Below are 16536 nucleotides of genomic sequence, written 5' to 3' on the forward strand. Positions count from 1 at the left end.
GCGGTGTTTTTGTATGGGCCTGTTCTGGTTTCAGACGGCCAAAAAACAACGCCACCCGAAGGTGGCGTTGCCGTTTTCAATTACTGGTCTCTGTCCAACCAGTTTCCGCTCTCAATCTGCGCAAACCCCTCGACGGAGCGCTGGTAGACATACATCCACGCGCTGCCGTAAGGCGTTTGGATCAGATGGCGCGCGTATTCACCGCCCTTGGTGCGCAGCGCATCCAGCTCGGCCAGCGTCGATGCGTCGATACGATACACTTCACCATGTACTGTGCCCTCGCCCGGCACCGCGCCTGGATAGTGGCCCAGGCTGTACAGCTGATAATCGTCGACACTATGAGCGCCCAGCAACTGGGCGTTGGTCATCCAGTGGCTGTTGCCTTGTTTGCGTCGTAAACTGCCGTAAACAAATATTCGCATTGCTAAAACTCAAACTGATAGAGCAAATCGAGAGCCTGGTCTACGCCAGACACCGCTTCCATATATAGCTTAGGCATCAGGCGATAACGCAGGGTAAGCGTCGCCAAAGAGTCGAAGATGCCGACGCCGTATTTTACCTGAAGACCTGGCAGCACATAGCCGCTGACTACCACCTGGGAGGAGTCGCCTACCCCCTGGGTATCCAGCGCCAAATTGCTTACGCCAAACGTCTCGCCGATTTTACCCACAACCTGACCACTTTGTGCAACCCCCATTCCAATAAGCATTGAGGTCATTGCCGCACTATCGCTCTGTTCGCTGCCTAAACCCTGACCGCGTAACAGATAAGAAAGCGCTTCCTGCTGCGACATTGCCGGGTCGGAGAAGATCTCGGCCTTCGGCTGATCGGCAGAACCGGTGACGCGAACGCCGGCGATCACGTCGTCTTCGGTGGCTTCCGGGTTACGAATCGCTTCGATATTGAGCAGCGGCTGATCCGGCGGCCCGGAGAACAGCAGCTCGCCTTTACGCACGATCAGATCCTGACCATAAGCGTGGAAACGACCTTCCGGAATATTGATCTGGCCATTGAGCCCCAGCCCCTGCTTATCCTGCGCCACTTTCAGATCGCCGGTCAGACGCGCTTTCAGGCCGAAAGCGTCCAGACGCACGTTGTTGCCGACGTGAATCGTCAGGTTGCTGTTGATCGGAATACCGGCGCTCTGCGGCTTAATCGGCTTCAGATCTTTATCCAGCATCACCTCATCAGAAGAGACGCCCACCGCACTCTCCGGCACCTCGTTCACCACAATACGCGCCCAAGGTACGTCAACGCGGCCATCGAGGTTAAACAGGCTTGGCGTGGCGGTAAACACCACGTCCGGAGAAACATCCAGGCGGACCATCGGCGGCACGGTAATGCGCACCCGGCTACCCTTCGCCGCAATCTGCGCGCGCCAGTTGTCGATTTGCGTCCAGTCGGCGTTGCCGCTCAGCGCAATCTGCCCCTGTTTGGTATTCACCGTCCCCTGCAGGGTCGAACGCGTTCCGTTGAAGTTCATCGCCAGCTGGCTCGGCTGCATATCAAACGGCATAAAGTTGCCGTCGATATCAACGCCGCTCAACTGCATCTGACCAAACAGTTGCGGGCTCTGTAAGTTGCCGCCCAGACGCAGACGGGCATTAAGCTTGCCTTCTGCTTTCTCGCCGCGAGCGAAGATCGGGTTAATCATCGCCAGCGAGAAGTTGCTAATGTTGACGTTGCCGCCCAGGTTACGCCGCCCCTGCGGGTCGGTCACTTCCACCTGGCCATCAAGCTGGCCGTTGTTGGTCAGGCGTATCAGCCAGCCCAACTGCGCCCGGTTGTTATGCAGGTCGGCGCTGAGGTTAAGCGTATCGAAAGCCACCGGCAGCGGTGCGTCGTTGACCGTCTGGGTGACTTTGACGTTGCGCCCGCTGAGGGTGACTTTGCCCTGCGGCAGCCCCTCTTTGGTGGTGTCCCAGCTCACATCGGCGTTACCGCTAAACACGCCGCTTGCCTGGGTCGCCTCCGGCATAAACGGCTTCAGCATCGCCAGATCGAAACGGTTGAGATTGACCACCGCGCGCCCGCTGGCGCCGGCATCGATGGTCTGCGGTACGCACAGCTCGGCATTCGGGTTGCTCCAGCAGTGCGGCCCGATGCTGATTTTCTGTTCTTGATTACGGTAATCCAGCGCAATGTTGCGCGTCAGCGCCACCGGCCCTACCGGCGTCTGGAAACGGGTATTGCTCAGGGTGCCCTTCCAGCGCTCCTCTTTACGATCGAAGCTGCCCGCCAGCGTCAACTGGCCCGACACCGGCTCGCCCTGTACGCGCAGCTGTAAATCGTGCTGCTTCTCAGTCCCTTTGGCATTCAGCTGCACCAGGCTGATGTTAACGCCCGGCTGGCTGATACGATCGACGCGTACGTCAAGATTACCGCCAATCTGGTCGCTGGATTTGACGTCGCCTTTGACGTTGACCTGAGCTACCGTCAGTTCCTGCCAGCGTAAAGCGCGGGCGGTGATATCCGCCAGCAGCTGCGGCGCATCGATGGTGCCGCGCACCTTCAGCAGACCTTTCGCCGTACCGCCGAGCCCCGGCAACGCGTTATCGAGATGCGGCGCATCGATGGTGGCGTCGAGATTGAGGTCTTTCACCCCCAGCTCGCCTTTCACATCGGCGCTGTTTGGGCCAAGCGCCAGATGCAGTCCCGGCACTTTCCACTGCATATAGCTGTTACCCTGCAGCGAACCGTGGACATCCACTTTATTCTGTTTCACGTTGCCGGTAATTTTCAGCTCGGGAACCGCCATCTGCCAGCTGCTGCCATACAGGCTACCCTGGGTTTTGATAATCCCGTTCAGCTTCGACGGCCAGTCCGGCACCTCTTTGGCGGTATTAATGCCATCGAGGGTCAATTCGCCGCGCCAGCTGATCGCCTGCTGCCAGTCGAGCAACGCTTTCAGTTCGGTTTTCCCCTCCAGCGCCGCTACGGTCAGCTTATCCAGGTTCACCTGCTGTTCATTGCCTTTAGCATTAAGGGTAATTTTAGCCGGCGGCAGCGACTGTCCTTTCACCGCGGTACTAAACGCCATGGTGTAGTCGGTCATTTTGCCGCTGAATTTCAGATGCAGATCATCCGCCTGGAACTGTTTCTCGCCGGTAAACGGCCAGTACAGCTGCTTACTCTTCACTTCCATATTCAGCGGCAGACCGGCTTCCGCCAGCTGCGCTTCGGCGCGCAGGGTCATGGCCACCGAGCCGGCTAAATCAACGCCGACCTGCAGTTTTTTACGCAGTTCGCCGCCAACTTTCAGCTTTACCTTCTCGCCTTTCAGCGGGTCGATGTTCAGCGTGCTGTCGAGGGTGATGTCGACCGGCCAGTTATCCTGCAGTTGCGCGGTGCCGGAAGCGGTAACCTTGCCCTGGTCGGAATCGACGTCCAGCGCATCAAGTTTCATCTGCCCGTCGATGCTGCTCACCTTCAGCAGCAGGTTGTAGACGGTCATATCGGTGTCGCCGGTCAGGCGCAGCTGTTCGCCGCGGAACTCCTGAATATTAAGGTTCAGCGGCAGATGCACATCGACCATCTCCGGTAGCACCGGCTGCGAGAACAGATCTTTCATCGTCTCGCCAAGCGGCTTCTCTTCCGGTTTCGGATGGTCAATTTTCGGCTCCACCACCTGCTCCTGCGCCACTTTCGCCACCTTCGGCAGGGCGATGAGCAAGCCCTGGAGCGAAGTCGGCGTCAGAGTCAGGTTTTTCTCCTGCCAGTTCAGGCCGGTGGAGAAATCGCGCAGCGAAACGGCGGTGTCGTCGATTTTGACATTGACGTTATGCAGCGCCACGCGGCTGAGGGTAATGGGGTATGGCGTCGAGAGGTTCAGCGGGCCGGAATCTTCTTCCTCTACCGGCGCCGAAGGCGGCATCTTTTTGGTATCGATAGCGACGTAGATATCACGCAGCGAGATATCGTTTACGCACAGGCTGCTATCCCACAGGCAGCGCAGCTTGACGCCGAGATGGAACTGGCCGGCCGTCACCGCCACGCCCGGCTGTTCGAAGCGCACGTTCTGTAAGGTCAGGTCACGCCAGCCGCCGGTAACCTTGCCGATCTCCAGCCCCGGCACCCAGCGGTCCGCCGCTTTCAGTACCAGATGCAAACCGGTAGTAGTGCCGACTAAAAAGCCGACCGCGCCAATCAGCAACACTAAAAAGAGTAATACGCCGAGGCTTATCTTCTTCCATAAACTCATAATTCAGGCCCCAGACCGATATAAAACTGTAAACCGTGTTCTTCTTTGTCGCCGATAGGTCTGGCGATATCCAGCTTGATCGGCCCGACCGGCGATTGCCAGCGCACGCCGACGCCCGCGCCGGTTTTAAAATCGCTTTTACGGATGTCGCTCACCGCTTCGCCGCTGTCAATAAACATCGCCCCCCACCATTTTCCGGTGACGTTGTATTGATACTCCAGCGAGCCTGTCGCCAGCTTTGACGCACCGATCAGCTTGCCGTCGTCGTCTTTCGGCGAGATCGATTTGTATTTATAACCACGAATGCTGCGGTCGCCACCGGCGAAGAAACGCAGATCCGGCGGAACTTTGCTGAAGTCATCGGCTTCAATCCAGCCGAGGTTGCCGCGCACCACGAAGCGGTGGCGGTCATAGAGGGTGCGGATCCACACGTCCTGCGCCTGCATGACGATAAAGTTAATGTCCGAGCCCCACATGGTGTTGGAGTAGTCCACCGAATAGCGCTGGGAATCGCCCCAGGTTGGCATCAGGCCGCCGCGGGAGCGGGTCCGGTTCACCGAGACGCCGGGATAAAGCAGCATGGTGGTATTGGTGACGTTAGCCTGGGTAAAGTGGTCCAGACTCCAGCGCAGATTAATCGCGCGCTGCCAGCCACTCGACATCTCCCAATAGCGCGACAGCGCCAGGGTGGTGGAGTCGGCCTTGGTATCGTTAAGGTCGGTACGCTTAAAACCGCCCTGCATCAGGTAATACTGCTCAAGCGGGCTTTTTAACAGCGGGACTTTGTAGCTGAAATCGAACTGTTGCTCCGGCGCGGATAGGCTGATGCTGGAGGTCAGGCTGTGGCCATAGGAGTTCATCCACGGCTTTTTCCATGTTGCTTTCACGCGCGGCCCAACGTCTGTCGAATAACCGACCCCGGTTTCCACGGTGTTCTCTTTGCGTGGCGAAACGACGCCCTGCAGAGGCAGCACCTTGGTTTTACGTGATTTATCAAACTGCGGCGCGACGACCACCGAGTTAAACCAGCCGGTTGCGGCCAGGCGGCGGTTCAGCTCCGCCAAATCCTGCGAGGTGTAATAATCACCCTGTTTAAAGGGCACCAGGCTTTGCAGGTACTCTTCGCGGATCTGCGAACCGGTAAAACTTACCGGACCAAAGCGGTAGCGCTCGCCGCTGTTGTAATCTATATCCCAGAAAGCCTGATGACGGTCGAGCGACACGCCGAGCTGGCTTTTATTGAACTCACTATCGAAATAGCCTTTACGCAGCGCCACCTTGGTGAGCGAGCTTTTGAAGCCGTCATAATCGCTGTGATTAAGTACCGTGCCAATTGCCGGACGCGTTTTCAGCAGGTCCAGATAATCGTGGTCGGTGCGCGCGCCGCCGCGCAGGATAACCTCGGTACCGCCAATGCGCACCGGCTCGCCGGGAGTTACTTTGGCAATCAGTACCTGACGCCCTTTTTTGGGCGGCGGACGCAGATCGAAATCGATAGTGGGTTCATAATAACCCAGCGCTTTCAGGCCCTCGCGGATGGCGTCATCGACGCGCGCGCGAAAGCGACGGTCCGGCGTGACCTCATCGCTCTGGATCGTGGATAGTTGGGCGCGGACGTTTTTTTCCAGTTCCCCGGATAACCCCTCAACCTGCAAACGCACATTCGCTGCGCTGGCGACCCCGCTGACCAGCAAAAGGCTGGTAACGCATATCTGGCGGATTTGTTGCACGTGTTCTCCTGAATATCCTTGTTTCCCCCCGAAGGAAACGCAAGTGCCGCTCCACGGCTTAACAAAACCCTAACAACTAAGGGTTGAAAAAGTGACGGTAACCCAAATAATTCTTATGTTTAAATTTAGACGTATTGAGCGTGTTTATTGTCTAAAAAGATACGCGACGTTACAACCTTAACCACAAATTGCGAGGCCAACCGTGAGTCTATTTGATAAAACGCATCTTGTCGCCCAGGCGGATGCACTACCGGGGCGCAACACGCCGATGCCGGTAGCAACGCTCCACGCCGTTAACGGCCACTCAATGACCAATGTTCCTGAAGGAATGGAGGTCGCGCTGTTCGCGATGGGCTGCTTCTGGGGCGTCGAGCGTCTGTTCTGGCAATTGCCGGGGGTCTACAGCACCGCGGCGGGCTATACCGGCGGCTACACGCCAAATCCAACCTATCGCGAAGTCTGCAGCGGCGACACCGGGCACGCGGAAGCGGTGCGCGTGGTGTATGACCCGCAGGTCATCAGCTATGAACAACTGCTGCAGGTTTTCTGGGAGAACCACGATCCGGCGCAAGGGATGCAGCAGGGTAACGACCACGGCACGCAATACCGTTCGGCTATCTACCCACTGACGCCGGAGCAGCTTGAAGCGGCGCAGGCCAGCATGCTGCGTTACCAGGCAGCGATGCGCGACGCCAACGATACCCGCGAGATCACCACCGAAATCGCCACGGCGAAACCGTTCTACTATGCCGAGGACGATCATCAGCAGTATCTGCACAAAAATCCGTACGGCTACTGCGGTATCGGCGGGATTGGCGTTTGCCTCCCCCCACAGGCGTAATCCTGAAGAGTAAGGCCGCTGGCGAGAATAATTATCGCTCTGGTGGCTTTACAGACATTTACGCTATACTACGCTGTGTCATAGCCGGTCCAGCGCCTTCGGACCGGTTTTTTATGTATTCCACATTAAAAGAGTTATCCACTTCCCTTCCGAGGATCTGGCCTCAACGGTCAGAAAAGATATGTTAAACAGTATTTTAGTAATACTTTTCCTTATTGCCGTCAGTGCATTTTTTTCGATCTCTGAAATCTCACTGGCCGCATCACGTAAAATCAAACTCAAATTGCTGGCTGATGAAGGCAATGTGAACGCGCAGCGCGTTCTCAAAATGCAGGAAAACCCTGGCACCTTCTTCACCGTCGTGCAGATCGGCCTTAACGCCGTGGCCATTCTCGGTGGTATCGTCGGCGATGCCGCCTTTTCGCCTGCTTTCCACAGCGTACTGAGCCGCTACATGTCGCCGGAGCTTTCCGAGCAGCTGAGCTTTATTTTCTCCTTCACCCTGGTCACCAGCCTGTTCATCCTGTTTGCTGACCTGACGCCGAAACGCATCGGTATGATTGCGCCAGAAGCCGTGGCTTTGCGCATCATCAACCCGATGCGCTTCTGTTTACTGGTCTTCCGCCCGCTGGTGTGGCTGTTTAACGGCATGGCGAACAACATCTTCCGCCTGTTTAAAATCCCAATGGTGCGTAAAGACGACATCACCTCTGATGATATTTACGCGGTGGTGGAAGCCGGCGCGCTGGCCGGGGTACTGCGTAAACAGGAACACGAATTAATTGAAAACGTCTTTGAGCTGGAATCCCGTACCGTCCCCTCTTCGATGACGCCGCGTGAAAACGTGATTTGGTTCGATCTGCACGAAGACGAGCAGAGCCTGAAGAATAAAGTGGCGGAACATCCGCACTCCAAGTTCCTGGTATGTAACGAGGATATCGATCACATCATCGGTTACGTCGATTCAAAAGACCTGCTGAACCGCGTGCTGGCAAACCAGAGCCTGGTGTTAACCGGCGGCGTGCAGATCCGCAATACGCTGATCGTGCCGGATACCCTGACCCTCTCTGAAGCGCTGGAAAGCTTTAAAACCGCCGGCGAAGACTTCGCGGTGATCATGAACGAATACGCGCTGGTGGTGGGGATTATCACCCTCAACGACGTCATGACTACCCTGATGGGCGACCTGGTCGGCCAAGGGCTGGAAGAGCAAATCGTCGCCCGCGATGAGAACTCCTGGCTGATTGACGGCGGGACGCCGATCGACGACGTGATGCGCGTGCTGGATATCGATGAGTTCCCGCAGTCCGATAATTACGAGACCATCGGCGGCTTTATGATGTTTATGCTGCGCAAGATCCCGAAACGCACCGATGCGGTGAAGTTCTCCGGCTACAAGTTTGAAGTGGTGGATATCGATAACTACCGTATCGACCAGCTGCTGGTCACCCGTATCGATAACAAACCAACGGTGCTGGTACCGAAACTGCCTGATATCGAAGAAGCGGCGAAAAAAGAGAAAGGTGCGGCGTAAGCGGCCCTGAAAACATCAACGGCTCCCATCGGGAGCCGTTTTTTTTCGTGCCGTCATACCACGTTATGCGGTCTCTGTTTGCAGACGCATAACCTGACGATTGACCTCGGACATCACTGAGAAGTGCAGCTTGTCCTTAACCTTCGGGATAAGGATTTTGCCCTTATCAAATTCAAAAGCGCCAACGTCCTTGATGTACAACCGTCCACGAAACAGGATCTTCACGTACTTCGCCACTTGCAGCGGATTGTAGCGTTGGAAAATTTTCATTGTTGTCTCCTGCCAGGGTTACGCTCCTGCGGTGCCACAGTTAGCCCGCGTATCGGGAGCGCAAATTTTAATGCCCTAAAACTATAGTCCAGATTTCCGAAGTCACCCAGTCTGTAGAAGTTTTTTTACCCTTTGATGACAATAATTCAGAATTTTCGTTTCAGGCATACGTAGTTGTTAGTATAAGTTTCCGTTTTTTATTGAATGTGTGCGTTGGCACGCAAACTGGCATCACGCTTGCGGGTAATGGCGACAATTCGCACTTATCATTAAACAAGACCAAGTGGTCGGATCACCTGCATATAAAAAAGGATATCTCATGACCCTACGTAAGTTGCTGGCGGTTTCCGCCCTCCTGTTGCCGTTAATGGCTTCGGCACATAATTTTGTCGACGGTCAACGCGTCGCGCCGGTAGGCATCGCCGACCGCGGAGAACTGGTACTGAGTAACGATAAGTTTAGCTACAAAAACTGGAATAGCTCGCAGCTGGCGGGAAAAGTGCGCGTCATCCAGCATATTGCCGGGCGCACCTCGGCAAAAGAGAAAAATGCCAATCTGATTGAGGCGATTAAGGCGGCTGGCCTGCCGCACGACCGCTACCAGACCACCACCATCGTCAATACCGATGACGCGATCCCCGGTTCCGGGATGTTCGTGCGCAGCAGCATTGAGAGCAATAAACAGCTCTATCCGTGGTCGCAGTTTATCGTCGACAGCAACGGTCTCGCACGCAAAGCCTGGCAGCTCGATGAAGGCAGTTCGGCGATTGTGGTGTTAGACAAAGACGGACGCGTTCAGTGGGCAAAAGACGGCGCGCTGACCCAGCAAGAGGTACAGCAGGTTGTCGGCCTGCTGCATAAGCTGCTTAATAAATAGAGACGCGGAAGCCGGGGTTGAGGAAGGATTCACGCGGCGTGTAGTCGAGGGTTTTACCCTGCCAGTCGTGAACGTGCGCCCCGGCGGCTACCGCGACCGCATGACCGGCGGCAGTGTCCCAGGTGCTGGTCGGCCCGAAGCGCGGATAGAGCTGCGCCTGGCCTTCCGCCACCAGGCAGAATTTCAGAGACGAACCGATTGAGGTGGTCTGGTGCTCGCCCAGTTGCTCCAGATACTCCTGCAGCTCCGGATCGTTACCATGGGAGCGGCTAATCACCACCAGCGGCGGGCGAGCATCGCGAACCTGAATCTGCTTGCGCACGCCGCACTCTTCTTTCCACGCCTTGCCATTTTGCGCACTGTACATCACTTTCATCACCGGCGCGTACACCACGCCCAGCGTCGGTTTGCCGTTTTCAATTAGCGCGATATTAACGGTGAATTCGCCGTTGCGCTTGATAAACTCCTTGGTGCCGTCCAGCGGATCGACCAGCCAGTAGCGCTGCCAGTGCTGCCGCACTTCCCACGCCGGCGGATCCTCTTCGGAGAGGATCGGGATTGCTGCATCCAGCGCCTGCAGGCCGCTGACAATGACTTTATGCGCGGCGATATCCGCCGCGGTAACGGGAGAATCATCCTTTTTGCTGCTCACATCCATCGGCTGGTTCCCATCGTAGACATCCATGATGGCATCGCCCGCGGTCCGTGCAAGCTGACATACTTGTTCTAACATTCTCCACCTCTTCTGGTTACAGTGGCGTTAACTCGTTGTTTTATTTATATCGCATCATCACCAGTTCCGCTATCTGTGATAACACTAGCGGTTTCCATTCACGCTTTTCTGGCAGAATTCACAATTCTGTAAGCAACAGAATGTAAATACATTTTCTTTTGTGCCATTGCTCATAAAAAAGGACGCCTCTGATGATTAAGTTTAGCGCAACGCTGCTGGCCACGCTGGTGGCGGCCAGCGTCAACGCGGCGACGGTCGACCTGCGGATCATGGAAACCACCGATCTGCACAGCAATATGATGGATTTCGATTACTACAAAGATGCCGCGACGGAAAAATTCGGCCTGGTCAGAACCGCCAGCCTGATTGAAAAAGCCCGCGCGGAAGCGAAAAACAGCGTGCTGGTGGATAACGGCGATGTTATTCAGGGTAGCCCACTGGGCGACTATATGGCGGCAAAAGGACTTAAAGAGGGGGATGTGCATCCGGTTTATAAGGCGATGAACACCCTGAATTACGCCGTCGGCAATCTGGGAAACCATGAATTCAACTACGGTCTCGACTTCCTGCACAAGGCGCTGGCCGGGGCGAAATTCCCCTACGTTAACGCCAACATTATCGATCTCAAAACCGGCAAACCGATGTTTACGCCCTACCTGATTCAGGATACCGAGGTTCAGGATAGCGATGGTCAACCCCATACCCTGCGCATCGGCTATATCGGTTTTGTGCCGCCGCAGATCATGACATGGGATAAAGCTAACCTCAGCGGCAAGGTGAAGGTCAACGACATCACTGAAACCGCGCGTAAGTATGTACCGGAGATGCGCGCGAAAGGCGCTGATGTGGTAGTCGTGGTTGCGCATTCCGGCCTCTCCGCCGACCCCTATCAGGCAATGGCGGAAAACTCGGTCTACTACTTAAGCCAGGTACCCGGCGTTGACGCCATTATGTTCGGCCACGCTCACGCGGTGTTCCCCGGTAAAGACTTCGCCACCATTAAAGGCGCGGATATCGCCAAAGGTACGCTGAATGGTATTCCGGCGGTGATGCCGGGAATGTGGGGCGATCATCTCGGGGTGGTCGATTTGGTGCTGAATAACGACAGCGGTAAATGGCAAGTGACGCAGGCTAAAGCCGAAGCGCGACCTATTTACGACGCGGTAGCGAAAAAATCGCTGGCGGCGGAAGATAGTAAAATGGTGGCGGTGCTGAAAGCCGATCACGACGCCACTCGCGAATTCGTCAGCAAGCCTATCGGCAAGTCCGCCGACAACATGTATAGCTACCTGGCGCTGGTACAGGACGACCCGACGGTGCAGGTGGTCAACATGGCGCAAAAGGCCTATGTCGAACACTACATCCAGGGCGATCCGGATCTGGCGAAGCTGCCGGTGCTTTCCGCCGCCGCGCCGTTCAAAGTCGGTGGGCGTAAAAACGATCCGGCAAGCTTTGTCGAAGTGGAAAAAGGCCAGCTCACCTTCCGTAACGCCGCCGACCTCTATCTCTACCCGAACACGCTGGTGGTGATGAAGGTAAGCGGTAAAGAGGTCAAGGAGTGGCTCGAATGCTCCGCCGGGCAGTTTAACCAGATTGACCCCGCCAGCAGCAAACCACAGTCGCTGATTAACTGGGACGGGTTCCGCACCTATAACTTCGACGTGATTGACGGCGTCAATTACCAGATCGACGTCAGCCAACCGGCGCGCTACGACGGCGAGTGCCAGATGATTCACCCGCAGTCAGAACGCATCAAAGACCTGACCTTTAACGGTAAGCCTATCGATCCGCAGGCCACCTTCCTCGTCGCCACCAATAACTATCGCGCCTACGGCGGCAAATTCGCCGGTACCGGCGACAGCCATATCGCTTTTGCCTCCCCGGACGAAAACCGTTCGGTGCTGGCGGCGTGGATTGGCGCACAGTCGAAGAAAGATGGCGCGATCCATCCGGCGGCGGATAACAACTGGCGACTGGCGCCGATCCACAGCAAAACGCCGTTGGATATTCGCTTTGAGACCTCGCCTGGCGACAAAGCCGCGGCGTTTATCAAAGAGAAAGCACAGTATCCGATGCGGCAGGTGGCGACCGATGATATCGGTTTCGCTATTTATCAGCTGGATTTGAGTCAGTAATGCCTGTTCCCCGGTGGCGCTGCGCTTACCGGGGCTACAAAGCGGAGCTGGCCGGTAGCCCGGATAAGGCGCCAGCCGCTATCCGGGTACATCTCCCCGGTGGCGCTGCGCTTACCGGGGCTACAAAGCGAAGCTGGCCGGTAGCCCGGATAAGGCGCCAGCCGCTATCCGGGGTTACAGGGAGTGATACATTTTCACTCCCCGTGGTTAGCCAGCACCGCGGGGAGATTCAGCTCGATCCAGTCCGCCAGCGCCGCCACCTTCTCGCTCACCTGCAGGCCGAGCGGCGTCAGGCTATATTCAACATGCGGCGGCACCACCGGATAAGAGACGCGGTCGATAAAGCCATCCTGTTCCAGCGCCTGTAAGGACTGCGCCAGCATCTTTTCGCTGACGCCGCCCATTTTGCGCCGCAGATCGCTAAAGCGGTGGGTCCCCTCGCGTAGCGCCACCAGAATCAACACGCCCCAGCGGCTGGTCACGTGTTTTAGCACATCACGCGACGGGCACTGTTCAGCAAACAGATTCCCGTTGCGCAGTTTGTCGCTCAGCGTCGGTTCGGCCATTTTATACTTACCTTTTTGTACGTACTTACTAAAAGTTAGTTAAGGTGTTAGCTTACCACAACTGCCAATGAACACGAAGGAGAAGACCTATGATCGCGATTACCGGCGCCACCGGCCAGCTTGGCCAGCACGTACTGCATGATCTGTTAAAAACCGTCCCCGCCAGCCAGATTGTGGCGATTGTCCGCAACCCGGCGAAAGCGCAAGCGCTCAGACAGCAGGGCGTCACTGTGCGGCAGGCCGAGTACGGCGATGAAGCCGCCCTTACCGCCGCGTTGCAAGGGGTTGATAAACTGCTATTAATCTCCTCCAGCGAAGTCGGCCAGCGCGCCGTCCAGCACCGTAACGTCATTAACGCTGCCAAAGCCGCTGGGGTGAAATTTATCGCCTATACCAGCCTGTTGCATGCCGATACCTCACCGCTGGGCCTGGCCGGTGAACATATCGAAACCGAACAAATGCTGGCTGATTCCGGTATTCCTTACGCGCTGCTGCGTAACGGCTGGTATACCGAAAACTATCTGGCCAGCGCGCCGCCGGCGCTGGAACACGGCGTGTTTATCGGCGCCGCCGGGGAGGGTAAAATCGCCTCCGCCACCCGTGCCGATTATGCCGCCGCCGCCGCTCACGTTATTGCCGGTGAGGGTCATGCCGGGAAAGTTTACGAACTGGCGGGGGACAACGCCTGGACCCTGAGCGAACTGGCTGCCGAGCTGAGCAAGCAAAGCGGGAAAAATGTGGTTTATCAAAACCTCAGCGAAGCCGATTTCGCCGCCGCGCTGAAAAACGTCGGCCTGCCGTCCGGGCTTGCCGATATGCTGGCGGATTCCGATACCGGCGCGTCGAAAGGCGGACTGTTTGACGACAGCCGCACTCTGAGCAAACTGATTGGCCGCCCGACCACGTCGCTTGCCGATAGCGTAAAAGGCATCATTTAACCGCTCCCTGTCAGTTTTTGCGGTTGCGTCCCGGCGCTTCATCTCTAATATTGAAGGGATGAATCGTCGGGAGACACGGCATGCAGGGCGTACCACCACAATTTAGCGATGAAAAAGACCGCGCGCGCTTTCGCCATCTCGAACAACTTCCCGGCGTTGAGCTCTATCACGCCCATATTTCCCGTTATGCCTTTGAACCGCATACCCACGAAGCCTTCGGCATCGGCGTGATTGAACAAGGCGCCGAACGCTTTCGCTATCGTGGCAGCCAGCACGTCGCTTCAGCCAATTCCATCGTCACCATGAATCCGGATGAGCTCCATACCGGCGAGGCGGAAACCGCCGAAGGCTGGCGCTACCGGATGATTTATCTGGAGCCGGATCGGCTGGAAGCCTTCACCGGCGTTCGCCACTGGTGGTTCAGTGAGGTTGTGCGCCAGGAGCCGCAGCGTGCCCGGCAAATCGGCCAACTGATTTACGGCCTGTGGCACGCTGACGATCCGCTGGCGCAGCAAGGGATACTGCTCGACCTGGTTGATACCTTCCGCCCGCTGGCCCACCATGCGCCAATGGCGCCGGAAGCGGCGCACCGCTTCGATCGGGTACGCGACTACCTGCACGATAACTATATGCGCGCCGTCAGCCTTGATGAACTGGCGCAGGTGGCAGCGCTCAGCCCCTATCACTTCCAGCGCCAGTTTAAAGCCCACTTTCATGTTACCCCGCACCAGATGCTGATGGCGATTCGCCTGTGGCGCGCCAAGGCGTTTCTGACCCACGGCATGCCTGCCGCCGAAGTGGCCATCGCCGCCGGGTTAACCGACCAGTCACATTTAACCCGCGCCTTCACCCGTCGCTACGGCATCACACCGGTGCGTTACCAAAAGCAGGTCGCCGGGCGCTAAAGCGCAATCTCATACAATATTCTTTCCCTCGTACCCTCCTACACTTGGCGCAAGCAAACTGAAGATGGATGTCATCATGATTAGCGGCGTGTTGTATGCCCTGCTGGCGGGGTTAATGTGGGGGCTGATTTTCGTCGGCCCCTTGCTGGTGCCGGAATATCCGGCGGTGCTGCAGTCGATGGGGCGCTATCTGGCGCTGGGACTTATCGCCCTGCCGCTGGCGTGGCTCGGCCGCGCGCGTCTACGCCAACTGAACGGCAAGGACTGGTGGACCGCGCTGGCGCTGACCATGATGGGAAACCTGATCTATTACTTCTGTCTGGCCAGCGCCATTCAGCGCACCGGCGCGCCGGTATCGACAATGATTATCGGCACCCTGCCGGTAGTACTGCCGGTGTGCGCCAACCTGCTGTATAGCCAGCGCGATGGCAAGCTGCCGTGGCGGCGGCTATTTCCGGCGCTAATCTGTATTGCGCTGGGGCTGGTGTGCGTCAACGTGGCGGAGCTGCAGCACGGGCTTCCTGATTTCAGCCCGTGGCGCTATGGTTCGGGCATTGTTCTCGCGCTGATCGCCGTCGTCTGCTGGGCGTGGTATGCCCTGCGCAACGCCCGCTGGTTGCGTGAAAACCCGGATAAGCCGCCGATGATGTGGGCCACCGCGCAGGCGTTGGTCACCCTGCCGCTCTCGCTGGTCGGTTACATCGCCGCCTGCTGGTGGCTGCAGGGCCAACACCTCAACTTTCCGCTCCCCTTCGGCCCGCGCCCGGCTGTATTCATCGCGCTGATGCTGGCGATTGCCGTACTCTGCTCGTGGGTGGGCGCGCTGTGCTGGAACGTCGCCAGCCAGCGTCTGCCGACGGTGATCCTCGGGCCGCTGATTGTCTTCGAGACGCTGGCTGGTCTGCTGTACACCTTCCTGCTACGCCAGAGCCTGCCGCCGCTGCTGACGCTGAGCGGGATCCTGCTGCTGGTGCTCGGCGTGGTGTCGGCGGTTCGCGCCCGCCCGGAAAAACCGGTTCTGCAGGAACTGCGCGTCGAGCCTAAAAAATAGCCTGGTATCCTAAAGGGGTATTCCCATGGATTAAAGATGCATTTAATATGCATCTTATATTCTTGATGACGAGGTAATTGCTATGGCTTTCCGTGACCAACCTTTAGGCGAGCTGGCGCTGAGCATCCCGCGCGCCTCCGCGCTGTTCCGTAAATACGATATGGATTACTGCTGCGGCGGCAAACAAACCCTGGATCGCGCGGCGGCGCGCAAAGCACTGGACGTCGCGGCGATTGAAGCCGAGCTGACAAAACTGGCCGAGCAGCCGATCGAGCGCGACTGGCGCGCCGCGCCGTTCACCGACATCATCGACCACATCATCGTTCGCTATCATGATCGTCACCGCGAACAGCTGCCGGAACTGATTCTGCAGGCAACCAAGGTTGAACGCGTCCACGCCGATAAGCCGAACGTGCCAAAAGGACTAACCAAATATCTGACCATGCTGCACCAGGAACTCTCCAGCCACATGATGAAAGAGGAGCAGATCCTGTTCCCGATGATCAAGCAGGGGATGGGAACCCAGGCCGGTGGTCCTATCAGCGTGATGGAAAGCGAGCACGACGAAGCGGGCGAACTGTTGGAAGTCATCAAGCACATCACCCATAACGTGACACCGCCGCCGGAAGCCTGCACCACCTGGAAAGCGATGTACAACGGCATTAACGAGATGATTGACGACCTGATGGAGCACATCAGTCTGGAAAATAACGTGCTGTTCCCGCGTGCCCTCGCCGGAAAACCATAAAAAAAGG

At 57.0% G+C, this 16536-nt stretch carries 14 protein-coding genes; 8 read left to right on the top strand and 6 right to left on the bottom strand.

Features of this window, described 5'->3' with window-relative positions:
* Positions 1-80: 80 nt before the first annotated feature.
* The 3 genes from ABLV08_RS18875 to tamA are packed head-to-tail and all read right to left on the bottom strand — an operon-like array spanning position 81 to position 5931.
* The gene (locus ABLV08_RS18875) at positions 81-422 is read right to left on the bottom strand and encodes a gamma-glutamylcyclotransferase (protein WP_015704194.1); all 342 of its coding nucleotides are present in this window, start codon (positions 420-422) and stop codon (positions 81-83) included.
* Positions 423-424: 2 nt separating this feature from the next.
* The gene (gene tamB / locus ABLV08_RS18880) at positions 425-4201 is read right to left on the bottom strand and encodes an autotransporter assembly complex protein TamB (protein WP_032715481.1); all 3777 of its coding nucleotides are present in this window, start codon (positions 4199-4201) and stop codon (positions 425-427) included.
* Positions 4198-5931, bottom strand: coding sequence for an autotransporter assembly complex protein TamA (gene tamA / locus ABLV08_RS18885; protein WP_348856152.1), 1734 nt, complete (start codon positions 5929-5931; stop codon positions 4198-4200). The genes tamB and tamA overlap by 4 nt, the downstream gene beginning before the upstream one ends.
* 202 nt (positions 5932-6133) lie before the next feature.
* Here tamA and msrA point away from each other — a divergent pair, with 202 nt between their 5' ends.
* Complete coding sequence (gene msrA / locus ABLV08_RS18890; protein WP_015368592.1) at positions 6134-6772, top strand: peptide-methionine (S)-S-oxide reductase MsrA; 639 nt, start codon at positions 6134-6136, stop codon at positions 6770-6772.
* Positions 6773-6953: 181 nt separating this feature from the next.
* The gene (locus tag ABLV08_RS18895; RefSeq protein ID WP_015368593.1) at positions 6954-8306 is read left to right on the top strand and encodes a hemolysin family protein; all 1353 of its coding nucleotides are present in this window, start codon (positions 6954-6956) and stop codon (positions 8304-8306) included.
* 63 nt (positions 8307-8369) lie between these two features.
* On the opposite strand, the gene ABLV08_RS18900 is transcribed toward ABLV08_RS18895, so the two are convergent.
* Positions 8370-8576, bottom strand: a complete 207-nt coding sequence (locus ABLV08_RS18900) for a DUF1107 domain-containing protein (protein WP_015368594.1) — start codon at positions 8574-8576, stop codon at positions 8370-8372.
* A gap of 319 nt (positions 8577-8895) precedes the next feature.
* On the opposite strand from ABLV08_RS18900, the gene ABLV08_RS18905 reads away from it, so the two are divergent.
* Positions 8896-9453 carry a YtfJ family protein gene (locus ABLV08_RS18905; RefSeq protein WP_032709693.1) on the top strand — a complete coding sequence of 186 codons (558 nt, stop codon included), beginning with the start codon at positions 8896-8898 and terminating at the stop codon, positions 9451-9453.
* Here the strand turns inward: ABLV08_RS18905 and cysQ are convergent.
* Complete coding sequence (cysQ, locus tag ABLV08_RS18910; RefSeq protein ID WP_015704189.1) at positions 9443-10186, bottom strand: 3'(2'),5'-bisphosphate nucleotidase CysQ; 744 nt, start codon at positions 10184-10186, stop codon at positions 9443-9445. The genes ABLV08_RS18905 and cysQ overlap by 11 nt on opposite strands.
* A gap of 191 nt (positions 10187-10377) precedes the next feature.
* Here cysQ and cpdB point away from each other — a divergent pair, with 191 nt between their 5' ends.
* On the top strand, positions 10378-12321 hold the full coding sequence (gene cpdB / locus ABLV08_RS18915) for a 2',3'-cyclic-nucleotide 2'-phosphodiesterase (RefSeq protein ID WP_015704188.1): 1944 nt from the start codon (positions 10378-10380) through the stop codon (positions 12319-12321).
* Between the two features lie 194 nt (positions 12322-12515).
* On the opposite strand, the gene ABLV08_RS18920 is transcribed toward cpdB, so the two are convergent.
* Positions 12516-12887, bottom strand: coding sequence for a helix-turn-helix domain-containing protein (locus tag ABLV08_RS18920; RefSeq protein WP_015704186.1), 372 nt, complete (start codon positions 12885-12887; stop codon positions 12516-12518).
* 89 nt (positions 12888-12976) lie between these two features.
* Between ABLV08_RS18920 and ABLV08_RS18925 the strand changes: the two genes are divergently transcribed.
* The 4 genes from ABLV08_RS18925 to ytfE all read left to right on the top strand — a co-directional run bounded on the left by ABLV08_RS18925 (position 12977) and on the right by ytfE (position 16529).
* Entirely contained in the window at positions 12977-13825 is an 849-nt protein-coding gene (locus ABLV08_RS18925; RefSeq protein ID WP_348856153.1) for an SDR family oxidoreductase, read from the top strand.
* An 80-nt stretch (positions 13826-13905) separates the two neighbouring features.
* A complete protein-coding gene (locus ABLV08_RS18930; RefSeq protein ID WP_015368600.1) occupies positions 13906-14730 on the top strand; it encodes an AraC family transcriptional regulator in 825 nt (274 codons plus the stop codon).
* Between the two features lie 76 nt (positions 14731-14806).
* Positions 14807-15781 carry a DMT family transporter gene (locus tag ABLV08_RS18935; RefSeq protein ID WP_032713612.1) on the top strand — a complete coding sequence of 325 codons (975 nt, stop codon included), beginning with the start codon at positions 14807-14809 and terminating at the stop codon, positions 15779-15781.
* An 82-nt stretch (positions 15782-15863) separates the two neighbouring features.
* The gene (gene ytfE, locus ABLV08_RS18940) at positions 15864-16529 is read left to right on the top strand and encodes an iron-sulfur cluster repair protein YtfE (protein WP_015704183.1); all 666 of its coding nucleotides are present in this window, start codon (positions 15864-15866) and stop codon (positions 16527-16529) included.
* Positions 16530-16536: the final 7 nt, after the last annotated feature.

The organism is Klebsiella sp. CN_Kp088 (genome assembly GCF_040064335.1).
GTDB classification, from domain to species: domain Bacteria; phylum Pseudomonadota; class Gammaproteobacteria; order Enterobacterales; family Enterobacteriaceae; genus Klebsiella; species Klebsiella aerogenes.